The organism is Brevibacillus sp. BD137 (genome assembly GCF_041644655.1).
Classification (GTDB): Bacteria; Bacillota; Bacilli; order Brevibacillales; family Brevibacillaceae; genus Brevibacillus; species Brevibacillus brevis_D.
On record NZ_JAOTNO010000017.1, the window covers coordinates 49,726 to 68,204 of the forward strand.

General features: G+C 51.0%; 20 protein-coding genes. All 20 read left to right on the forward strand.

Going from position 1 to position 18,479, the window contains the following annotated elements; all coding sequences use genetic code 11:
• Positions 1-10: 10 nt before the first annotated feature.
• Positions 11-784 (forward strand): enoyl-CoA hydratase-related protein, encoded by a 774-nt coding sequence (locus tag ODZ53_RS26185; protein ID WP_372681130.1) that lies wholly within the window; start codon positions 11-13, stop codon positions 782-784.
• Positions 785-793: 9 nt separating this feature from the next.
• Entirely contained in the window at positions 794-1,573 is a 780-nt protein-coding gene (locus tag ODZ53_RS26190; RefSeq protein ID WP_372681132.1) for an enoyl-CoA hydratase-related protein, read from the forward strand.
• Between the two features lie 22 nt (positions 1,574-1,595).
• Positions 1,596-2,453, forward strand: a complete 858-nt coding sequence (locus ODZ53_RS26195; RefSeq protein ID WP_372681134.1) for a 3-hydroxyacyl-CoA dehydrogenase family protein — start codon at positions 1,596-1,598, stop codon at positions 2,451-2,453.
• The gene (locus ODZ53_RS26200) at positions 2,437-3,192 is read left to right on the forward strand and encodes a 3-hydroxyacyl-CoA dehydrogenase family protein (protein ID WP_372681136.1); all 756 of its coding nucleotides are present in this window, start codon (positions 2,437-2,439) and stop codon (positions 3,190-3,192) included. The genes ODZ53_RS26195 and ODZ53_RS26200 overlap by 17 nt, the downstream gene beginning before the upstream one ends.
• Entirely contained in the window at positions 3,189-4,388 is a 1,200-nt protein-coding gene (locus ODZ53_RS26205; protein WP_372681138.1) for a thiolase family protein, read from the forward strand. The genes ODZ53_RS26200 and ODZ53_RS26205 overlap by 4 nt, the downstream gene beginning before the upstream one ends.
• A gap of 34 nt (positions 4,389-4,422) precedes the next feature.
• Positions 4,423-5,622: a thiolase family protein gene (locus tag ODZ53_RS26210; protein WP_372681140.1), complete on the forward strand. Its 1,200-nt coding sequence runs from the start codon at positions 4,423-4,425 to the stop codon at positions 5,620-5,622.
• Positions 5,623-5,649: 27 nt separating this feature from the next.
• The gene (locus ODZ53_RS26215; RefSeq protein ID WP_372681142.1) at positions 5,650-6,075 is read left to right on the forward strand and encodes a thioesterase family protein; all 426 of its coding nucleotides are present in this window, start codon (positions 5,650-5,652) and stop codon (positions 6,073-6,075) included.
• A gap of 169 nt (positions 6,076-6,244) precedes the next feature.
• Positions 6,245-7,072, forward strand: coding sequence for a phenylacetic acid degradation operon negative regulatory protein PaaX (gene paaX / locus ODZ53_RS26220; protein ID WP_372681144.1), 828 nt, complete (start codon positions 6,245-6,247; stop codon positions 7,070-7,072).
• Positions 7,073-7,208: 136 nt separating this feature from the next.
• Positions 7,209-8,087 (forward strand): branched-chain amino acid ABC transporter permease, encoded by an 879-nt coding sequence (locus ODZ53_RS26225; RefSeq protein ID WP_372681146.1) that lies wholly within the window; start codon positions 7,209-7,211, stop codon positions 8,085-8,087.
• Complete coding sequence (locus tag ODZ53_RS26230; protein WP_372681148.1) at positions 8,084-9,115, forward strand: branched-chain amino acid ABC transporter permease; 1,032 nt, start codon at positions 8,084-8,086, stop codon at positions 9,113-9,115. Before ODZ53_RS26225 ends, ODZ53_RS26230 begins: the two co-directional genes overlap by 4 nt.
• The gene (locus ODZ53_RS26235) at positions 9,112-9,873 is read left to right on the forward strand and encodes an ABC transporter ATP-binding protein (RefSeq protein WP_372681150.1); all 762 of its coding nucleotides are present in this window, start codon (positions 9,112-9,114) and stop codon (positions 9,871-9,873) included. The genes ODZ53_RS26230 and ODZ53_RS26235 overlap by 4 nt, the downstream gene beginning before the upstream one ends.
• A 22-nt stretch (positions 9,874-9,895) precedes the next feature.
• Entirely contained in the window at positions 9,896-10,639 is a 744-nt protein-coding gene (locus ODZ53_RS26240; protein ID WP_016741472.1) for an ABC transporter ATP-binding protein, read from the forward strand.
• Positions 10,640-10,672: 33 nt separating this feature from the next.
• A complete protein-coding gene (locus ODZ53_RS26245) occupies positions 10,673-11,860 on the forward strand; it encodes an ABC transporter substrate-binding protein (RefSeq protein WP_173606562.1) in 1,188 nt (395 codons plus the stop codon).
• An 84-nt stretch (positions 11,861-11,944) separates the two neighbouring features.
• A complete protein-coding gene (locus ODZ53_RS26250; protein WP_372681152.1) occupies positions 11,945-12,772 on the forward strand; it encodes a methyl-accepting chemotaxis protein in 828 nt (275 codons plus the stop codon).
• Between the two features lie 115 nt (positions 12,773-12,887).
• On the forward strand, positions 12,888-13,856 hold the full coding sequence (paaA, locus tag ODZ53_RS26255) for a 1,2-phenylacetyl-CoA epoxidase subunit PaaA (RefSeq protein ID WP_172141338.1): 969 nt from the start codon (positions 12,888-12,890) through the stop codon (positions 13,854-13,856).
• A gap of 10 nt (positions 13,857-13,866) precedes the next feature.
• Positions 13,867-14,199, forward strand: a complete 333-nt coding sequence (paaB, locus tag ODZ53_RS26260) for a 1,2-phenylacetyl-CoA epoxidase subunit PaaB (RefSeq protein WP_015893218.1) — start codon at positions 13,867-13,869, stop codon at positions 14,197-14,199.
• Positions 14,200-14,216: 17 nt separating this feature from the next.
• Positions 14,217-15,050, forward strand: coding sequence for a 1,2-phenylacetyl-CoA epoxidase subunit PaaC (gene paaC / locus ODZ53_RS26265; RefSeq protein WP_372681155.1), 834 nt, complete (start codon positions 14,217-14,219; stop codon positions 15,048-15,050).
• A 17-nt stretch (positions 15,051-15,067) separates the two neighbouring features.
• Complete coding sequence (gene paaD / locus ODZ53_RS26270; RefSeq protein ID WP_372681157.1) at positions 15,068-15,571, forward strand: 1,2-phenylacetyl-CoA epoxidase subunit PaaD; 504 nt, start codon at positions 15,068-15,070, stop codon at positions 15,569-15,571.
• 24 nt (positions 15,572-15,595) lie between these two features.
• A complete protein-coding gene (locus tag ODZ53_RS26275) occupies positions 15,596-17,038 on the forward strand; it encodes an NAD-dependent succinate-semialdehyde dehydrogenase (protein ID WP_372681159.1) in 1,443 nt (480 codons plus the stop codon).
• Positions 17,039-17,589: 551 nt separating this feature from the next.
• Positions 17,590-18,462, forward strand: a complete 873-nt coding sequence (locus ODZ53_RS26280) for a cytochrome c oxidase assembly protein (protein WP_372681161.1) — start codon at positions 17,590-17,592, stop codon at positions 18,460-18,462.
• Positions 18,463-18,479: the final 17 nt, after the last annotated feature.

The following is an 18,479-nucleotide window of genomic DNA, read 5'->3' on the forward strand; positions in this document are numbered from 1 at the left end:
GTGACAGTTCATGGCCTATGAATATATTAGCGTAGCCAGTGAAGATGGTGTCGGTATCATTACGTTGAATCGACCGAAGATTCTAAACGCGCTGAATTTGCAGCTCATCGACGAATTGGTTGACCAGCTGGAGCAAATGGACCGCAACCCGGATATACGGGTGATCATCCTGACTGGCAACGCGAGGGCGTTCGCAGCGGGTGCCGACATTAATGAAATGGCGGAAGCATCAGCCATCGACATCATGAAGCGCAATCAGTTTGCGGTTTGGGATCGCATCTCACTCATCTCCAAGCCGATTATTGGTGCTGTCAGCGGCTTTGTGCTCGGTGGTGGCTGTGAATTAATGATGAACTGCGACATTGTGATCGCTTCGGAGACAGCCGTCATTGGCCAACCGGAAATCAAGCTGGGAGTCATGCCTGGGGCTGGTGGTACACAGCGTCTGACGCGTATGGTAGGTGAACGAAAAGCACTGGAGATGCTGCTCACAGGTGAACCGATTTCGGCCAAAGAAGCGTTGAAATACGGATTGGTCAATCGGGTAGTGCCAGTAGAAGCGTACTATCAGGAAGCGCTCAAGCTGGCGAAGCAAATCGCCCAGCAGCCGCCGCTCGCGGTACAGGTCATCAAAAAATCCGTGTACAAAGCTGGTGATCTCGCTCTTCAAGAGGGAATGGACTATGAGCGAAACAGCTTTTATCTTCTTTTGGCAAGCGAAGATCGAAAAGAAGGCATGCAAGCATTTCTGGAGAAGCGCAAACCCCGTTTTACGGGTCATTAGGAGGCGGCCATGTACGAAACGATTCTTTATGAAGTATCAGAAGGCGTAGCAGTAGTGACCTTGAACCGTCCGGACAAATTCAATGCGTTTACAGCCGTCATGAACAAGGAAATCACTGATGCGTTGAAGCAAGCACAGAAGAATGCGGACGTGCGTTGCATCGTTCTTACCGGAGCAGGGAAGGCGTTCAATGCGGGTCAGGATCTCAGTGACGTTGCTGGAGGAGGAGATGTGGATTACGGGGCTTTCTTGAGGGATCGCTATAATCCAATGATCCTCCAGTTTCAGAAAACAGAGAAGCCAATCATCGCAGCGGTTAATGGTGTAGCAGCAGGTGCAGGCATGAGTGTTGCGTTGGCGTGCGATATTCGTCTGGCATCGGAAAAGGCATCCTTTGTCAATGCCTTCGTCAACATCGGGCTCGTTCCTGATTCAGGAGGCTGCTACTTCTTGCCGCGCATCGTCGGGATCGGCAAGGCGTTGGAGCTGGCGATGACGGGGGAAAAGGTTTCTGCTGAGGAAGCACTACGGATTGGATTGGTCAATCAGGTGTACCCTGCGGAGAGCTTCATGGAGGATGCGCTTGCGTATGCACGCAAGCTGGCGTCACTGCCGACGAAGGGCATTGGTTTAATCAAGCGCACGATGTACAAAGGGCTTGAGATGGGGTTGGAAGAGACCTTGGAATATGAAGCTTTTGCACAAGAGGCGGCTGGCCGCACAGAGGATCATAAGGAAGGGGTCACCGCTTTCATGGAAAAACGTGCGCCTCGTTTTACAGGCCGTTAGAGGCGAAGGGAGGCAAGCCCAAGTGAGTATAAAAACAGTAGGCGTCATTGGGGCGGGAACGATGGGAGCGGGGATCGCTCTCGTCTGCGCTCGCAAAGGACATCAGGTCATGCTGCTGGATGCAAATCAGGCGGTGCTTGACAAAGCGCTTGTCTATTTGGAATCGATCCTGACAAAAGACGTGGAGAAAAACAAAATCAGCGAGCAAGAAATGACAGAGACGCTAGAGCTGGTCCATCTCGTTTCGGAAATGGAGCAGTTGGCAGACTGCGATATCGTCATCGAAGCGGTGCCAGAGCGTCTTGATTTGAAAAAAAGCATTTTCAACCAGCTTTCTGGGATTTGCAGAGAGGATGCCCTTTTACTAACGAATACTTCCTCCATCTCGATTACAGAGATTGCAGGAGGGCTTTCGCATCCCGAGCGCATTCTCGGATTTCATTTTTTCAATCCGGCACCCGTCATGCCTTTGGTTGAGGTTATTCGCGGGAAAAAATCGAGCGAGGAAAATGTGGAGATGGCGTATCGATTTGCGCAAGAGTTGGGCAAGGTGCCTGTTCTGGTGACGGACACCCCTGGCTTTATCGTCAATCGCATCGCGCGTCCTTATTATAATGAAGCATTGCGCATTCTGGGCGATCATGTGGCAGGTGTGGAGCAGATTGACCGCATCATGAAGCTGGCTGGCGGATTCAAAATGGGACCGTTTGAGCTGCAAGACATGATTGGCATCGACATCAATTTTGCCACCACCAAATCGGTCTATACCGACTTCTTCCATGAAGGACGATTTAAGCCTAGCCGGATTCAGCAACAAATGGTTCAATCCGGTAGCCTGGGCAGAAAGACGGGGGAAGGCTTCTATGACTACAACAAATAAGGCTGTATTGCTCGTGGGCACAAGCCCGCTGTACGCAGAGCTGAATCAATTGATGGTGGAAAGAGGCTACCAGGTGCTTACGCTTGCAGAAGCAATGGCGGAACCTGAGCTGGTTGAATTGGCTGTGGAAGTAAATAGCGTGGATATGCAGGCGAAAAAGAGGCAGGTACGCGAGCTGGATGACCTATTGCCACCAAACGTACCGATCATCACGACTTCGCTCGCGATTACAGCGACAGAAGTAGCGTCCTGGACACAGCATCCTGAACGCGTTTGCGGATTTGGAACGCTCGTACCCTTGGTCGAACGGGAGCTGTTCGAGATTGCCCCTGCTCTGCAAACGGAGCTGGATACGATTCAAGCAACAGAAGGCTTCTTTCAATCGCTCGGGAAAGAGACGGAAACCGTAAACGACGAGGTAGGCCTCGTATTCCCGCGCATTTTAACACTCATTATCAACGAGGCAGCCTTTACTCTGATGGAAAAAACAGCAACGGCCACTGATATCGATATCGCGATGAAAAAAGGCACCAACTACCCATACGGTCCTCTCGAATGGGCAGATCGCGTTGGCTTGGATGAGATTTTTGCGATATCGAGAGGCTTGCAACGGGATCTGGCCGAGGAGCGTTATCGCACTGCACCGCTATTACGAAAGCTGGTGCTGGCAGGGCGAGTCGGCGTACGCGGTGGGCAAGGCTTTTACACGTACGAAGAAAAAGTGGGTGTAGAGGCATGAGCTTGACTAACAAGGAGGTGTACGTAGCAGCAGCCGTACGTACACCAATCGGCAAGCTGGGCGGAAGTCTGAAGAACACCCCCATTGACGACCTGACAGCCATTGTCTTGAATGGAGCGCTTGCGAAGGCAGGACAATCCGGTGAGATTGTTGATGGGGTCATCATGGGTAACGTCATATCGGCCGGACCGTTTATTAACATTGCCCGCGTTGGTTTGTTGAAAGCAGGGCTTCCTGACACCATACCTGGACTGACTGTGAATCGGGTATGTGCATCCGGGCTAGAGGCAGTCAATTTGGCTGCGCAATCCATCCAGGCAGGACATAGTCAGGTCATGCTGGCTGGCGGTGTAGAGAATTTGACTCGTTCACCGTACATCATGGAAAAATTCGAGCAGCCGTATCAACGCGGCGGACAGACACTGATCGAGTCTTTTGGCGGACCTCGTTCTGCTCCTGTCTCGATTTATGGCGATCTGACCATGGGAGATACCGCGGAAAACGTGGCAGAGCAATTCGACATCAGTCGCGAGGATCAGGATCGTTTTGCGGCAGAGAGCCAGTCTCGGGCTATCAACGCGATAGATGCAGGTCTGTTCTACGATGAGATCATTCCCATCACGTTAAAAGGGAAAAAAGGGGAAGAGACGCTGTTTGATACGGATGAATTCCCAAGAAGAGATTCCAGTGTGGAGTCGTTGTCCAAGTTGCGACCTGCCTTCCGAAGAGATGGTAGCGTCACAGCAGGCAATTCCTCGGGTATCAACGATGGCGCAGCGGCTTTGCTCTTGATGAACGAAGAAATGCTGCAAAAGACAGGCGTCGCTCCTTTGGGGCGCATTGTTCATTTCGTCAGTGCTGGTGTTGATCCGCGCATTATGGGCATTGGTCCGGTCGCTGCGATCCGCAAGCTGCTCACAGAAACGAACATGACCGTAGAGCAAATCGACCTGTTTGAGTTAAATGAAGCGTTTGCTTCCCAATCACTCGCCTGCATGAGAGAACTGGGACTGGACCCTCTGAAAACCAATGTGAACGGTGGGGCAATCGCATTGGGTCATCCACTCGGAATGAGCGGTGCCCGCCTGGCAGGTACGATTCTTTTCGAGCTGAGACGTCGCAATAAGAAATACGGAATCGTTTCGTTGTGCATAGGCGGCGGTCAAGGATTGGCCACGTTAGTAGAAGCGCTATAGAAACAAAGCCCTTGTGCATGGGAGGAATGGAAGAATGGGTACACCTGTCATCATAGATGCTGTGCGCACCCCAATCGGCCGCATTGGTGGTGCGTTGAAGGATGTGCGCCCGGATGACCTGGGCGCATTGGTGATTCAAAAGCTGCTGGAACGCAATTCCATCGATCCGAAGACGATTGATGATGTGATCATGGGCTGTGCCAATCAGGCTGGGGAAGACAACCGCAACGTCGCGCGTATGTCACTTCTATTGGCGGGATTGCCTGTCGAGGTGCCGGGTGTGACTGTGAACCGCCTGTGTGGCTCAGGTCTGGAGGCTGTGAACCAAAGCGCGAATGCAATCAAAGCCGGAGCAGGTCACGTCTATATCGCGGGCGGGACAGAGAGCATGACACGCTCTCCGCTGGTGATGATGAAGCCTGGCACGGCTTTTCAGCGCGGCAATCAGCAGTTAGTTGATACGACGTTGGGCTGGCGATTGGTCAACGAAAAAATGAAAGAGATGTATCCACCGATCAGCTTGGGGGAAACTGCCGAGAAGGTAGCGGAGCAATACGGCATTAGCCGCGAAGCGCAGGATGAGTTTGCATTGCGCAGTCAGCAAAATTACGCACATGCCTTGGCAGAAGGAAAGTGGGAGGCCGAGATCGTTCCGGTAGAGCTAAAAGGGCGCAAAGGCGAGGTCACACTGTTTGCACGCGATGAGCATGCACGTCCGGAGACGACTATCGAACAGCTGCAAAAGCTGAAACCAGCATTCCAAGCAGATGGTAGCGTCACAGCAGGCAACTCTAGCGGTCTAAACGATGGAGCCTGCGCTCTGCTCATCATGGAACAGGAAGCGGCTCTTGCAGCCGGCTTGAAGCCTCGTGTAAGGATCGTCGCATCCGCAGTCGCAGGTGTTGACCCATCCGTGATGGGAATTGGACCTGTACCTGCTACGCGAAAAGTACTGAAGCAGGCAGGTTTGACGGTTTCGCAGATTGATCTGTTCGAATTCAACGAGGCTTTTGCGGCGCAGGCAGTGGCAAGCGTACGCGAGCTGGGAGTCAACCCTGATCTGGTCAACGTAAACGGTGGAGCGATTGCTTTGGGTCATCCGCTCGGGTGTAGCGGAGCGCGTATCCTTACTACTCTTTTGTATGAAATGGAGCGTCGTGATGCCCGTTACGGGTTGGCAGCGATGTGCATTGGAGTAGGACAGGGGATTGCGACGATTATCGAGCGTGTATAGCTTGGACAGATAGGGAGGCAGGTACTCTTGATAGATAGACTGCAGCCGGGTACGACGGAAGAATTTACTGTGACGGTGACAAAGGACATGCTGCCTGTTTTTGAAGGCCAAGTCGTGCATCCTGTGATGTCGACAGTCAGCATGATTTATTACATGGAATGGGCGGGAAGACGTGTTATTTTACCGTACCTGGAAGCCGATGAAGAGGGCTCGGGATTTGCTGTAGATATCAAGCATGTCGGCCCAGCTGTGATTGGTCAGGAGGTCACGTTCCGGGCTACCTGTGTGCAGGTTACCGAAAAACGCGTAGTGTGCGAGGTTACGGCGGACACTACGCGTAATCGTGTAGGACTCGGGACGTTTGTCCAGGCCATCTTCAAAAAGGACGAGATCAAGCAGCGCTTTGAGGCCTTGCAAGCAGAGATCAATCAGGAAGTAAGTAGGGAATTATAAATTTGACAGAATAAATTGACTCTTTTAAAATGTTTTACTATAATTACGTTAAAATTACGTTATACGATTTTATCGTCATATACTCTCGATCGATTCACGCACTTCCTACAGAATATGGTACAATTTCACACAGCTAATAGGTATGAATCGATTTGGGGGTAGAAGAAACGTGAAGCCACAATCCATGCTTTTTACAATTTACGGTGAATACGTCCGCCATTATGGAAGCGAAATCTGGATTGGTAGTTTGACCAAGCTGATGGGGGAATTCGGACTGTCGGAGCCGGCTGTTCGTGCAGCGATCTCCCGGATGCTTCGCCAAGGCTGGCTGGAATCGCGAAAAGTAGGGAACCGCAGCTTCTACTCGGTATCCGACCGCGGCAAAAAGCGGCTGGAAGAGGCAGCGGCGCGTATTTATAAGGTCGAGACAGATGTGTGGGATGGCAAGTGGTGCATTGCTAGCTACAACATCCCCGAGGAGCGTCGAGCGCTGCGTGATCAATTGCGCAAGGAGCTGGGCTGGATGGGCTTCGGGATGCTGACGACAAGCACATGGATCAGCCCGAATAACCTCAGTGATCGCGTGAAGGACCTGACGGAAGCCCACGAGATTACAGAGTATGTCGAGATTTTTACATCCGAGCATATGGGTTGGAGCAATTCGAAGCAGCTCGTTCAGAAATGCTGGGATATCGATGAAATCAATGAAAAATACAAGGCCTTCATCGATGCCTACCGAGAAGAATATGAGCAGCTTTCAGCAAAACTCAGCAATGGAGAAGAGGTTCCAGACAGCCATTGCTTCGTGGAAAAGACAAAGCTCGTCCACCAATACCGCAAGTTCTTGTTCATCGATCCTGATTTGCCGCAGGAATTGTTGCCAGAGCTGTGGTTGGGCAAAGAGGCGGATCAGTTGTTCCAAAATTACTACCAGTTATTAAATCCAGGGGCAGTACGATTCTTCGAGACCGTGTATGAAGCTGCGCCATCCGCATAGGCGAAAGCTGCGAAGGAAAGGCCCTAGCACACGTCTAGGGTCTTTATTCTTCAATTGGTTTTCCATTATTTAAAATGTAAGCGTTTCAGTTGGGTGTTGTTTGGTGGACGAGAAACAAAGGGGGTACAGCACGAATATGACGGAATTGCTGCAGTACGTTGCAAACGGACTCGTCAGTGGCGGGATTTACGCGATCGTAGCGGTTGGTTTCATCACGATTTACAGCGTAAGCAAGGTGATTAATCTGGCGCAGGGTGAATTTTTGATGCTGGGCGGAATGGTTACAGTAGCATTGATCGGCATGAATCTTCCGTATGGGTTGGCGGCATTGCTCGCGATCCTCATGGTCACCTTGATCGGTGTTTTGATGCAGAAATATGTAATCGCTTACGTCAAAAAGGCTAATCCAATTAGTTTGATTATTTTGACGATAGGGATATCCACATTGATTCGCGGCATTGCCAGCTTTATTTGGGGAAAGGATGCGTTTGCCCTCGAACCGATTACGAGCAATGAGCCGATCTCGTTCGGTGGCGTGATGATCGCACAACAAAGTATCTGGATTTTGGCTGCTGTTCTTATCATTCTTCTTCTACTTTGGTACTTGATGGACAAGACGATTCTCGGCAAAAAAATTAACGCCTGTTCGATCAACCCGATGGCAGCTCGCCTGATGGGGATTAGCCCGACAAAGATGAGTATGCTGGCCTTCGCCATCAGTGGAGCGACCGGAGCGATTGCGGGAATCGTGATCGCGCCGCTTTCCGTAACGTCCTACGATATCGGCGTGCTGCTCGGAATCAAAGGCTTTTCCGCAGCCATTCTTGGCGGACTAGGAAATCCATTGGGTGCAGCCGTAGCCGCCTTTTTACTCGGGATCGTCGAGTCGCTGGGAGCTGGTTACATCAGTTCCGGTATGAAGGACGCGATCGCCTTTCTGGTGTTGATCGGCATGCTGTTGATTAAGCCATCCGGCATCTTTGGAGAACGCAGCGTTGGAAAAGGGGGGCTATGATGAAGCAGATCGTCGATAAGTGGGGCAAAAGCATAGGAATCTACCTGTTCTTGATGATTCTTTTTCCATTCGTGATGCCAGATGAATACTATCGTTCTGTCGGAATTATTATCGGTCTTCAAGCAATTGTAACCATCGGGCTATGCCTGGTGATGGGGCTGGCTGGACAAATTTCGCTGGGACAAGCAGCGTTTTGGGGGATAGGTGCCTATACCTCGGCAGTATTGACGACAAAGTACGGTCTGCCGCCATTTATCGGTCTCATTGCTGCTGCGATTGTTCCAGGTTTATTCGCCTTTATCCTCGGGCGGGCGATAGCGGGGCTGCAAGGCTACTACCTCGCGATGGCAACACTCGCATTTGGCTACATCGTCCAGATCGGAATTACGGAATGGGAGTCGGTCACAGGGGGAGCAAACGGGATGATCAGCATTCCACAAATGACTTTCTTCGGTGGAAGCGAGCTGTCCATGTACTTTCTGATTTGGGGAGTCGTCACCTGTGTGCTGCTCTTCTCACTCAATCTCTTGAATTCACGGGTCGGCAGAGCGTTTCGGGCGATTCACAAAAGTGAGATTGCTGCGACCTCGATGGGAATTGATGTCCGTAAGTTCAAGCTGAATGCCTTTGTGGTAAGCGGCATGTTCGCTGGTATTTCCGGCGGCTTGTACGCCCATTACATGGGAATTCTCGATCCGCAGCCGTTTGGACTGCATGAGTCGATCAAGTTTCTCACGATGGTCGTCATCGGCGGGATGACAAGCATCTGGGGCGCTTTGGTCGGGACGATCCTGATTGGTTTTATCAGTGAGGGGCTGGTCCTTTTGAGTGAAGTGGTGCCGGGGTTGCAGGGGGATGTGGACACGATTGTATTCGGTGCGATTCTCGTGCTGTTCATCATGTTCATGCCAGAAGGATTGGTTCCGCGCATCCGGACTGCTTTCGAAAAAGGGCAGGCGAAAAAGGCGAAGGGCATGGCTGAAGAAGCACAGCGAAAGCAGCAGGTGGAAAGGAAGGCTGCAACATGACGACACTTTTGGATGTGCAAAAGCTCTCTCGTGATTTTGGCGGCGTACGGGCAGTGAATCAAGTAGATTTTCAAGTGCGGGACGGAGAAATCCTTGCGCTGATCGGTCCGAATGGCGCTGGAAAAAGCACGGTGCTCAACATGGTGTCGGGTGTGATCCCGCCTTCGGAAGGTGAGATTCGCTTCAGCGGCCAGCCGTTGTCACGCGTGCCAGGCTATGAATATGCCGGATTAGGCATCACGCGAACCTTTCAAAACCTCCAGACATTTGACGATATGACCGTCTTGGAAAACGTGATGGTCGGCATGCATACCAAGACAAGTGCGAGTCTCTTTTCCTGCGGCATGAATCTGGCAAAGTCCCGCAAGGAAGAGAAGCTAATGCAGGAGCAGGCACGGACATGGATCGAGAATGTAGGACTAGCAGAGGTGGCGGCCTCGCTAGCTGGGAGTCTACCGTACGGGAAGCTGCGGCTGATGGAGATTGCCCGGGCGATGGTAGCCAAGCCGCGGTTGCTCTTGCTGGACGAGCCTGCTGCGGGCCTGAATCATACCGAGACGGCGGAGATGAGCCGCATGTTTTGCGAGATTCGCGACAACGGAACGGCAATTTTGCTAGTGGAGCATGACATGGACATGATCATGACGATTGCGGACCGCATCGTTGTATTGGATCAAGGATCAAAAATCGCAGAAGGAACCCCGCGTGAGATCCAGGAGAACCCACGAGTGATTGCGGCGTATCTGGGTGCAGAATGAAGCGCGAAAGAGGTGGAACATGATGGGGAAGACAGTCCTTACAGTAGACAACATCACGGCTCGCTACGGCCCGGTGGAAGTGCTACACGGCATTACTCTACAAGTGAACGAGGGCGAAATCGTCTCCCTGTTGGGTGCAAATGGGGCAGGCAAAACGACACTTTTGAACTGTATCTGCGGTCTGCACGGCGACAAGGAGGGGAAGATTTGGTTTCGAGACGCGGACATTACGCGCGTTCCTGCGGAGCTGGTGGTACCTCGGGGCATGGCGCATGTACCGGAGCGCAGACAAATTTTTTCCACGCTGACAGTTGAGGACAATTTATGGCTGGGTGCCTCGCATCGGATGCCCAAGACGAGCAAAAAGGAAATTGCCAAAGAAATGGAGACGGTGTATGAACGTTTTCCCATTTTGGCAGAGCGGAAATGGCAGCTCGGGGGAACGCTTTCCGGGGGGCAACAGCAGATGCTCGCCATTGGCAGGGCGCTTTTGTCTCGACCGCAGCTCCTCTTGTTGGACGAGCCTTCACTAGGACTGGCTCCGCTCATTGCCAAAGAAATCCTGACGATTGTGCAGGAGATTCGCTCGGAATGGGGCACCACGGTGCTGTTGGTCGAGCAAAATGCTCGCGCAGCGCTCGCTATTTCCGACCGAGCTTACGTACTCAGTACGGGAACCGTCATGCTGGAAGGGAAGGCAGACGAGATAAGCAATGACCCGCGTGTACAATCTGCTTATTTGGGAAGCTCACATGAAGCTGTTTAACAAAGATAACCACATACATGAGGGGGTACACCCATGAAAAAACGAACATTCAAAAAATGGCTATTTCCAGCAGCAGTCGCTTCGCTCGTATTCTTGAGCGCCTGTGGAGGCGGCGCTACGCCAGCGGCAGAATCAGGCCCTGGTGGCGCCAGCAAGGACCCGATCAAGGTCGGCGCTATTTTTTCGCTGACGGGTCCGAACAGTCCGCTCGGCGTACCGGAGAAGCAAGCGGTAGAGCTGTTGGTAAAAGAAATCAACGGCGCGGGCGGTGTAGATGGCCGACAGGTGGAAGTCATTTTTGAAGACGACAAGTCTGACAATACGGAAGCGGTAAAAGCGATCAAAAAACTCGCATCGAAAGAAAAGGTCGTAGCCGTACTCGGCTCCTCAGGCAGTGGTCCGTCTCTCGGTATGGCTGAGTATGCCGCAGCAGAAAAGCTCCCGCTGATCTCGATGGCGGCAGCAGACCAAATCACCAATCCAGTTCGTGCCAACATCTACAAAACACCGCACACAGACGTACACGGAACAAAGCGCATCTTCAAGTATTTGAAGGAAAAAGGCATTACAAAAATTGCTACGCTCAATGACAGCAATCCATATGGAAGTGGCTGGACGACGCAGCTGCAAAAATATGCGCCTGAGTACGGTATCACGATTGTAGCGGAAGAAAAGTACGGCACAAAAGACCCGTCCATGAGCTCTCAATTGACCAAAATCAAAGGAACGGACGCGCAGGCGCTGATTGTAGCAGGGACGAACCCTGGACCAGCCACAATTGTTAAGGAAGCGAAGCAACTGAACCTCACTATTCCGATTATTAGCAGCCATGGCTCTGCGAACAGCAAATTCCTCGAACTGATTGGAGACGCCGGCGAGGGTGTCCTGATGGTGGCGGGAAAACTGCTCATTCCTGAACAAGTAGCGGCGGACGATCCGCAATCTGCCATCATCAAAAAATTCGTGGATGGCTATCAAGCTGCCTACAATACACATCCTGACGGCTTCGCGGGATACGGATACGACGGCTTGAATTTGCTCGTGGAAGGCTTGAAGCAAGCAGGCAGCGACACATCCAAACTAGGCGAAGTATTGGAAAAGGTGAAATACGTAGGGGTAACCGGAGAATTCAAGTTCACCGCTGATGATCATAACGGTCTGACAGAAGACAGCATGATCATGGTTGAAGTGAAGGATGGAAAATTCCAGCTCGTTAAATAAGTGAAAGAAGTTCGTTCCCTCCGCGTTGTGAAAAAGAATGCGGGGGGAATCGTTGTTTTCACCACAAGGGTAGGAGGAGCATGCATGTCTCAATTGCTGAATAGCGTCGTAATGGTTGCACCGATTTTACAAAAGGCATTTTTGTCCGAATGTATGGTAGGAGTCACTGACAAAGAGAAGTTTCTCGCCTATTATCCGGCACAGGGCTTGAACCTGGGGATTCGAGTAGGAGATGAATTGCGCCCGGGGAGTATCAATGCGACGGCGGTAAAAGAGGGCAAGAGGGTCGTGAAGAAGATTTCCAAAGAGCTATACGGCATCCCGTATATCGCAGTCGGTTATCCGCTTGTTGAAAACGGGCAGGTAGTCGGATGCTTGGCGACAGGCGTGACGACCGATCAAGAGGATCGCTTGCACGGACTGGCTCAGAACTTGACTGACGCGCTGGAAAATATCGCGCAGCACACAGAAAGTCTGGCAAAGGACGCAGACCATTTGGCACAAGCGAGTCACACGCTGAGTGATACAGCTGGTCAATTGGGGCTGAAAATTGCAGAAACGACCCAGATCAACGAATTGATCCGCAATATCTCGACGCGCTCTAATGTACTCGGCTTGAATGCCGTCCTCGAAGCGGCTCGTGCAGGGGCTGCTGGTCGCGGCTTTTCCGTGGTCGCAGAGGAAATCCGTCAGCTTTCCCAGACGACCGCTACTTCAGCGAAAGGCATTTTCAATCTATTAGATGAAATGAATGCACTTGTCGGGACGGTAACGGGCGAAATGGAGAAGACGATGAATCACAGTGTACAGCAGTCGACCCGAATACAGGAGCTGGATGCAGTCATGCAAGAGCTGCGGCACATGGCCGAGCAGTTGAAAAAGGCAGCAGAAATAACTGGGCGCGGAGAATAGGAGAGTCACTATGTAAGCGTATTGCAAAAACGTATGACGATATGTTATTATTGCGTTATAAAAACGTATTATAATTTTATCATAATGCATATCTGATAAAAGGAGGGCGTTCTCCATGCAAATGAGGCTCGAACATGCCGATCTGACTGAAAACGAAAAGTTGGAAGCGTTTTTAGCGAGAATCGATCGCGGGGAAAAAATAGAGGCAGACGATTGGATGCCAGACGACTATCGCAACCAGTTGATCAAGCTGATTTCGATGCATGGCATCAGTGAGATCATGGGTGCTTTGCCGGAAAAGGAATGGGTTCCAAAGGCGCCGACACTGCGCAGAAAGCTGGCGATTATGGCGAAGGTCCAGGACGAGATGGGGCATGGTCAATTGCTCCTTCGCGTCGCAGAAGACTTGCTTGAGCCATTGGGCAAGACGCGCGAGGATATCATGAATGATTTATTTTCAAAGAGACTGAAATTTCACAATGTATTCCACATGGAAGCACCTACCTGGGCTGATGCTGGTGTGATTGGCTGGCTGGTTGACGGAGCGGCTATCATTACACAATCGATGTCCCTCGATACATCTTATGCACCTTACGCCCGCGCTCTGCATCGGATCTGTGCGGAAGAAAAGTTCCACGCCCAGCACGGGGAGAGCATTGTCTTGGAGTTGGCAGAAGGCACTGATGAACAGCGTCAAATGCTACAAGATGCTATCCATCGTTGGTGGCCTTCCCTCTTGATGTTTTTCGGACCACCGGAAAACGGCAACATTACGAGCAATCAGGAAGCCAACATGCGCTACAAGATTCGTACACAGACGAATGAAGAATTGCGCCAAGTATTCCTAGAAAAGTATGTGCCGCGTATTTTCCATCTTGGCTTCACAGTGCCAGACGATACGATTTACTTCGACGAGGCAGAAGGCAAATGGGTCTACCAACAGCCTGACTGGGAAGAGTTCAAGCAAATCGTCAAGGGGAACGGACCACGCTCCGCTCATCGTCTGAATCTTCGGGTAATGTCTTATGAGGAAACCAAATGGGTGCGCGATGCGATTATGTCGTACGGCCGACAAGTAGGGTAGGTGAATGTGGATGAGCAACGAAAACTTTTTCATATACGAAGTATTCAGCCAAAAAAGCGTAAATGCTCCGTTCGTCCAACAGTTCAGTTTGTTGGCACCCAATAAAGAAGTTGCTTTGAGCATGGCGAGGGAGAATTTTCTGCGCCGTGAGCCTTGTTTTAATTTGTGGGTAGTCAAGCGCGACGATATTTTTGGACTGCCGCCTGAGGAGCGTCCTTTCCTGGAAAGACTCGACAACAAGAGCTACCGGGAGACCAAAGGATACGGCGATTTGCAGTCGAGATGGCGTCACCATCGTGAGCAGTACGAAGAAAAACAGAAGCATGCAGGCAACGGCAGTTAAGCAGGAGGGATACAATCATGGGCGACCGTTTACATGTAGAAACAGTGGAAGCAGCAAAACAAAACCCGTCATTTGCAAAAGCCTTGACCGACCTGTTGTTCCAGCTTGCTGATGACGATTTTATATTGGCTTATCGCGGATCGGAATGGCTTGGGCTGGCTCCGCATATTGAAGAAGATGTGGCTTTTTCATCGATGTCTCAGGACATGATGGGCCATGCCGTAATGTTTTATGACATGCTCGAGCAACTAGGAGTGGGCAAAGCAGACGATCTCGCACAGCTGCGCGAGGCGAAGGCGTTTTCCAATGCGATCTTGCTAGAGCGTAAAAACGGCGACGGCGAATACAACGATCATCCCCATTACGATTGGGCTTACGCGATTGTTCGCAGCTATGTGTACGGCTTATACAAGCAGGTTCGCTTGGAGGCTCTTACGCAGTCGTCATACGCACCGCTCGCGCTGGTCAGTCGCAAAATGATGACAGAGCATCGCTACCATCTGATGCACTGGCAAGTTTGGTTGAAGCAATTGGCGAACAGTACGGCTGATGCCCGTCAGAGGCTGGAGGCAGCCATCGCAAAAGTTTGGAAGGATGCCGGGGAGCTGCCTCAGCTTGGACCAAACCAAGTCGATATCGTTCAGTTTGGCCTGATTGCAGAAGAAGAGCAACTGAAACAAAAATGGCTGACACTGACCAAAGACATTTTTGAAAAAGCAGGACTTGACTGGCCGGGTGAGCCTGGAGTGCCACAAGAGCGCGGTCGTCATGGTGAACATACTGCTGATCTGGTGCAAGCTTTGGCAACCTTGTCTGAAGTGTATCGCATTGATCCGGCTGCGGGCTGGTAAAAAGGGGTGATTCTCTCATGGCGCAAGAAGAACCGCAACTGCATGAAGGGCTTGAAGCGACATGCTGGGAACTGCTGCAGCAAGTAACCGATCCCGAAATTCCGGTGATTAGCATGGTAGAGATGGGGATGATCCACAAAGTGCGCGTCGAGGCAGACGTCGTACACGTCGAGGTGCTCCCTACCTTTGTCGGCTGTCCGGCACTCGAGATCATGAAGAGAAACATCACAGAAAAGCTGGTGGAGGCAGAAGGAATCAATCAGGTTCAGGTAGCGTTCGTCTATGATCCAGCCTGGACATCTGATCGTATCGCTTTGGATGCCCGCGATAAGCTGAAAAGCTTTGGCATCGCGCCGCCACCGCTTGACTTCAAACCGGGAGACACATGGGAAGTAGCCTGTCCCTATTGTGATTCCCCGTATACGCAAATGGAAAATTTGTTTGGCCCTGCTGCTTGTCGAAGTATTTTGTATTGCCGGCACTGCAAAAATCCATTTGAGGCCCTAAAACCAATCTATTGAGAGAGATTGAGAGGAGCGAATGTCATGGGAGAGTACAAGCAAATGTTTATTAATGGAGAATGGGTGAATGCCGAGAGTGGCGAGTCCATTCAGATTACGAATCCGGCTACAGGTGAAACAGTTGGCACAGTAACCTTCGGTGATGGTCGGGATGCCAACAAGGCCATCGACGCTGCTCAGCAGGCATTTGCCAGCTGGTCTCGACTAACTGCTCGCGAGCGCGCCAAATATTTGTACAGCTTGTCCGAGCTGGTGAAAAACAATCGGGATGAACTGGCGGGCATCATTTCTGCTGAAATGGGCAAGCCTTTGGGCGAGGCAAAAGGCGAAGTGCTGGGTGCTGCTGATAACTTTGTTTGGTACGCAGAAGAGGCCAAGCGTGTCAACGGAGAAACGATCCCATCCTCGGTTCCCAACAAGCGCATCATGGTGCTGCGTCAGCCTGTAGGGGTGGTAGGGGCGATTACCCCATGGAACTTCCCGGTGAACATGGTTGCACGTAAGATCGCTCCGGCTTTGGCGGCGGGCTGCACGGTGGTTTTAAAGCCAGCAGAAAGCACGCCGTTGTCTGCGATTCGCATGTTTGAGCTGATTGAGCAGGCTGGCTTTCCAAAAGGCGTCGTAAACCTCGTCATTGGAAATCCGGAATCGATTGGGAAGGAGTTTATCGACAATCCGAAGCTCTCCAAAATCGGATTTACAGGCTCCACCCGTGTCGGCAAGCTGCTGATGGAAGGCGCGGCGAAGCAAGTGAAGCGCGTCAGCATGGAGCTTGGTGGTCACGCACCGTTCATCGTATTCCCGGATGCCGATCTGGATGCAGCCGTGAAAGGTCTGTTTGAGAGCAAGTTCCGCAACTCCGGTCAAATGTGCATTTGCACGAACCGTCTGTACGTCCACGAGGATGTCGCAGATGCGTTTACAGAAAAGCTGGTAGAGCGTCTGAAGCGTGCGAAGGTAGGGGATGGTCGCCAGAAAGAGACAGAGATCGGTCCACTGGTGAACGAGCGTGCCCTGAACAAGGTGCTCGAGCATATCGAGGACGCCAAGGACAAAGGCGGGCAAGTGGTATACGGCGGAAATCGTTTGGTTGAAGGTGATTATGCAAAGGGCTTCTATTGCGAACCGACCTTGATTGCTGGCGTTACAACGGATATGAAAATCTCCTATGAAGAAACGTTCGGCCCTGTCGTTCCACTCGTGCGTTTTACAGAGGAAGCGGATGTCGTACAGATGGCAAACGACACACGTTACGGCTTGGCTGCTTATGTGTACACCCGCGATAATCAGCGTTGCTTCCGCATGGCTGAACTCCTCGAATACGGAATCGTCGGGATCAATGACGGATCGCCAACCCAGACACAAGCTCCGTTTGGCGGTTTCAAGGAAAGCGGAATCGGCCGTGAGGGTGGCCGCTACGGAATGGATGAGTATTTGGAAACCAAGTTCGTTTCCTTTGGTTTGTAAGATAAGAAGAGAAGAAGAGTTCAGACAAGATCTGGACTCTTCTTTATTTTTTTATAGGAAGTGTTTTAAAAGGTACGATGTCCCAATAAAGCTGGTGAGAAGAAAAAGCACAGGTCTCGTAGACCTTGACAACGCCTACCCAGTCGGAACTTCCAAAAGAGGACCACGCTTGTCGAACACTTCTTCCCTGAGAAACTTCCGCCCGTAGGGTGGCTTTGGCTCGACGGTCCCCTTTTGGAAGTGGAGACGGACAGTAAATCCCCCTTGCGGGCGTGTCAGAGTCGAAGAGAACTGTGCTTTTTCTTCTCCATCACCATGATGACTCAATTTACAATGGGTTTTATGTGAATTTTTCGAATTGTATTGTTCAACACTTTGTTCATTTTTGTCTTCAAAGAAAAAGGGAATAAACGGTATAATGGAGATTGGATCAAGGGCAACATTTAATAGATAAAAATTGGTATTTCATATTGACCCAAAATGTACATATGACGACGCCCAGCGAGTTCGGCAACGTCCAAGATTTCACATTCGGAAGGGAGGATATAAACTTGGGAAATGCACATCAAATGCACGAGATGTCACCGGCTACCGGATCAGCAACCTTTTCGGATTTATGGAGTCCGGATGTGATGCTTTTGTCGTTGCTCGTGACAACTGTCTACTTTCTTCTAACAGGTCCCATGCATAAACGTTTTGAAAACGCTACACCGGCGACTGGCAAGCAAAGATTGCTTTTCGTGTTGGCAATCGTGTTGTTTTACATTGCACAAGGAAGCCCTATCAGTTATTACGGCCATCATTACATGTTTAGTTTACACATGCTTCAACAATCGATCTTGTACTTTGCTCTGCCACCGCTCATGCTTCTGGCCATGCCTGAATGGCTTTTGGCCAAGATTTTCCGTCCGAAAGCGCTGAAGCTCATCCTAAACGCTTTGACACATCCGTTAGTGGCAGCGCTGTTGTTCAACTCGCTGTTTTCGTTTTACCATGTTCCGTTTATATTTGATGCGGTTGCGATCAACCATGAGTGGATGACGTTTTATCATGTCATTCTCGTGATTGCCGCATTTGCAATGTGGTGGCCCATTGTGAGTCCGTTGTCTGATAACAAGCGACAACTGGCCGGATTGAAAAAACTGTCGTACGTTTTTGCAAACGGTGTCTTGATTACGCCAGCCTGTGCGCTGATTATTTTTGCCTCGGAACCGCTGTACGCTACGTATATAGCTGCTCCACAGCTATTCCAAAGCCTCGACGCGTTTAATGATCAGCGCCTTGGCGGAATTATTATGAAGCTGGTACAGGAGCTTGTTTATGGCTGTGTGCTGGCCTATGTCTTCTACCATTGGTACAAGGCAGAGAAGCAGGACGACTTGCCGATGGATCAATCTTTCGGTGTTGAAAAGCCGACTTTTTAAATATGCGCGAACAGCAG

Bases quoted from the DNA above. Each gene is read 5' to 3' on its own strand.
- ODZ53_RS26185 (WP_372681130.1), top strand. From the start codon at position 11: ATGGCCTATGAATATATTAGCGTAGCCAGTGAAGATGGTGTCGGTATC.
- ODZ53_RS26190 (WP_372681132.1), top strand. From the start codon at position 794: ATGTACGAAACGATTCTTTATGAAGTATCAGAAGGCGTAGCAGTAGTG.
- ODZ53_RS26200 (WP_372681136.1), top strand. From the start codon at position 2,437: ATGACTACAACAAATAAGGCTGTATTGCTCGTGGGCACAAGCCCGCTG.
- ODZ53_RS26205 (WP_372681138.1), top strand. From the start codon at position 3,189: ATGAGCTTGACTAACAAGGAGGTGTACGTAGCAGCAGCCGTACGTACA.
- ODZ53_RS26210 (WP_372681140.1), top strand. From the start codon at position 4,423: ATGGGTACACCTGTCATCATAGATGCTGTGCGCACCCCAATCGGCCGC.
- ODZ53_RS26225 (WP_372681146.1), top strand. From the start codon at position 7,209: ATGACGGAATTGCTGCAGTACGTTGCAAACGGACTCGTCAGTGGCGGG.
- ODZ53_RS26230 (WP_372681148.1), top strand. From the start codon at position 8,084: ATGATGAAGCAGATCGTCGATAAGTGGGGCAAAAGCATAGGAATCTAC.
- ODZ53_RS26235 (WP_372681150.1), top strand. From the start codon at position 9,112: ATGACGACACTTTTGGATGTGCAAAAGCTCTCTCGTGATTTTGGCGGC.
- ODZ53_RS26240 (WP_016741472.1), top strand. From the start codon at position 9,896: ATGGGGAAGACAGTCCTTACAGTAGACAACATCACGGCTCGCTACGGC.
- ODZ53_RS26245 (WP_173606562.1), top strand. From the start codon at position 10,673: ATGAAAAAACGAACATTCAAAAAATGGCTATTTCCAGCAGCAGTCGCT.
- ODZ53_RS26250 (WP_372681152.1), top strand. From the start codon at position 11,945: ATGTCTCAATTGCTGAATAGCGTCGTAATGGTTGCACCGATTTTACAA.
- paaA (WP_172141338.1), top strand. From the start codon at position 12,888: ATGCAAATGAGGCTCGAACATGCCGATCTGACTGAAAACGAAAAGTTG.
- paaB (WP_015893218.1), top strand. From the start codon at position 13,867: ATGAGCAACGAAAACTTTTTCATATACGAAGTATTCAGCCAAAAAAGC.
- paaC (WP_372681155.1), top strand. From the start codon at position 14,217: ATGGGCGACCGTTTACATGTAGAAACAGTGGAAGCAGCAAAACAAAAC.
- paaD (WP_372681157.1), top strand. From the start codon at position 15,068: ATGGCGCAAGAAGAACCGCAACTGCATGAAGGGCTTGAAGCGACATGC.
- ODZ53_RS26275 (WP_372681159.1), top strand. From the start codon at position 15,596: ATGGGAGAGTACAAGCAAATGTTTATTAATGGAGAATGGGTGAATGCC.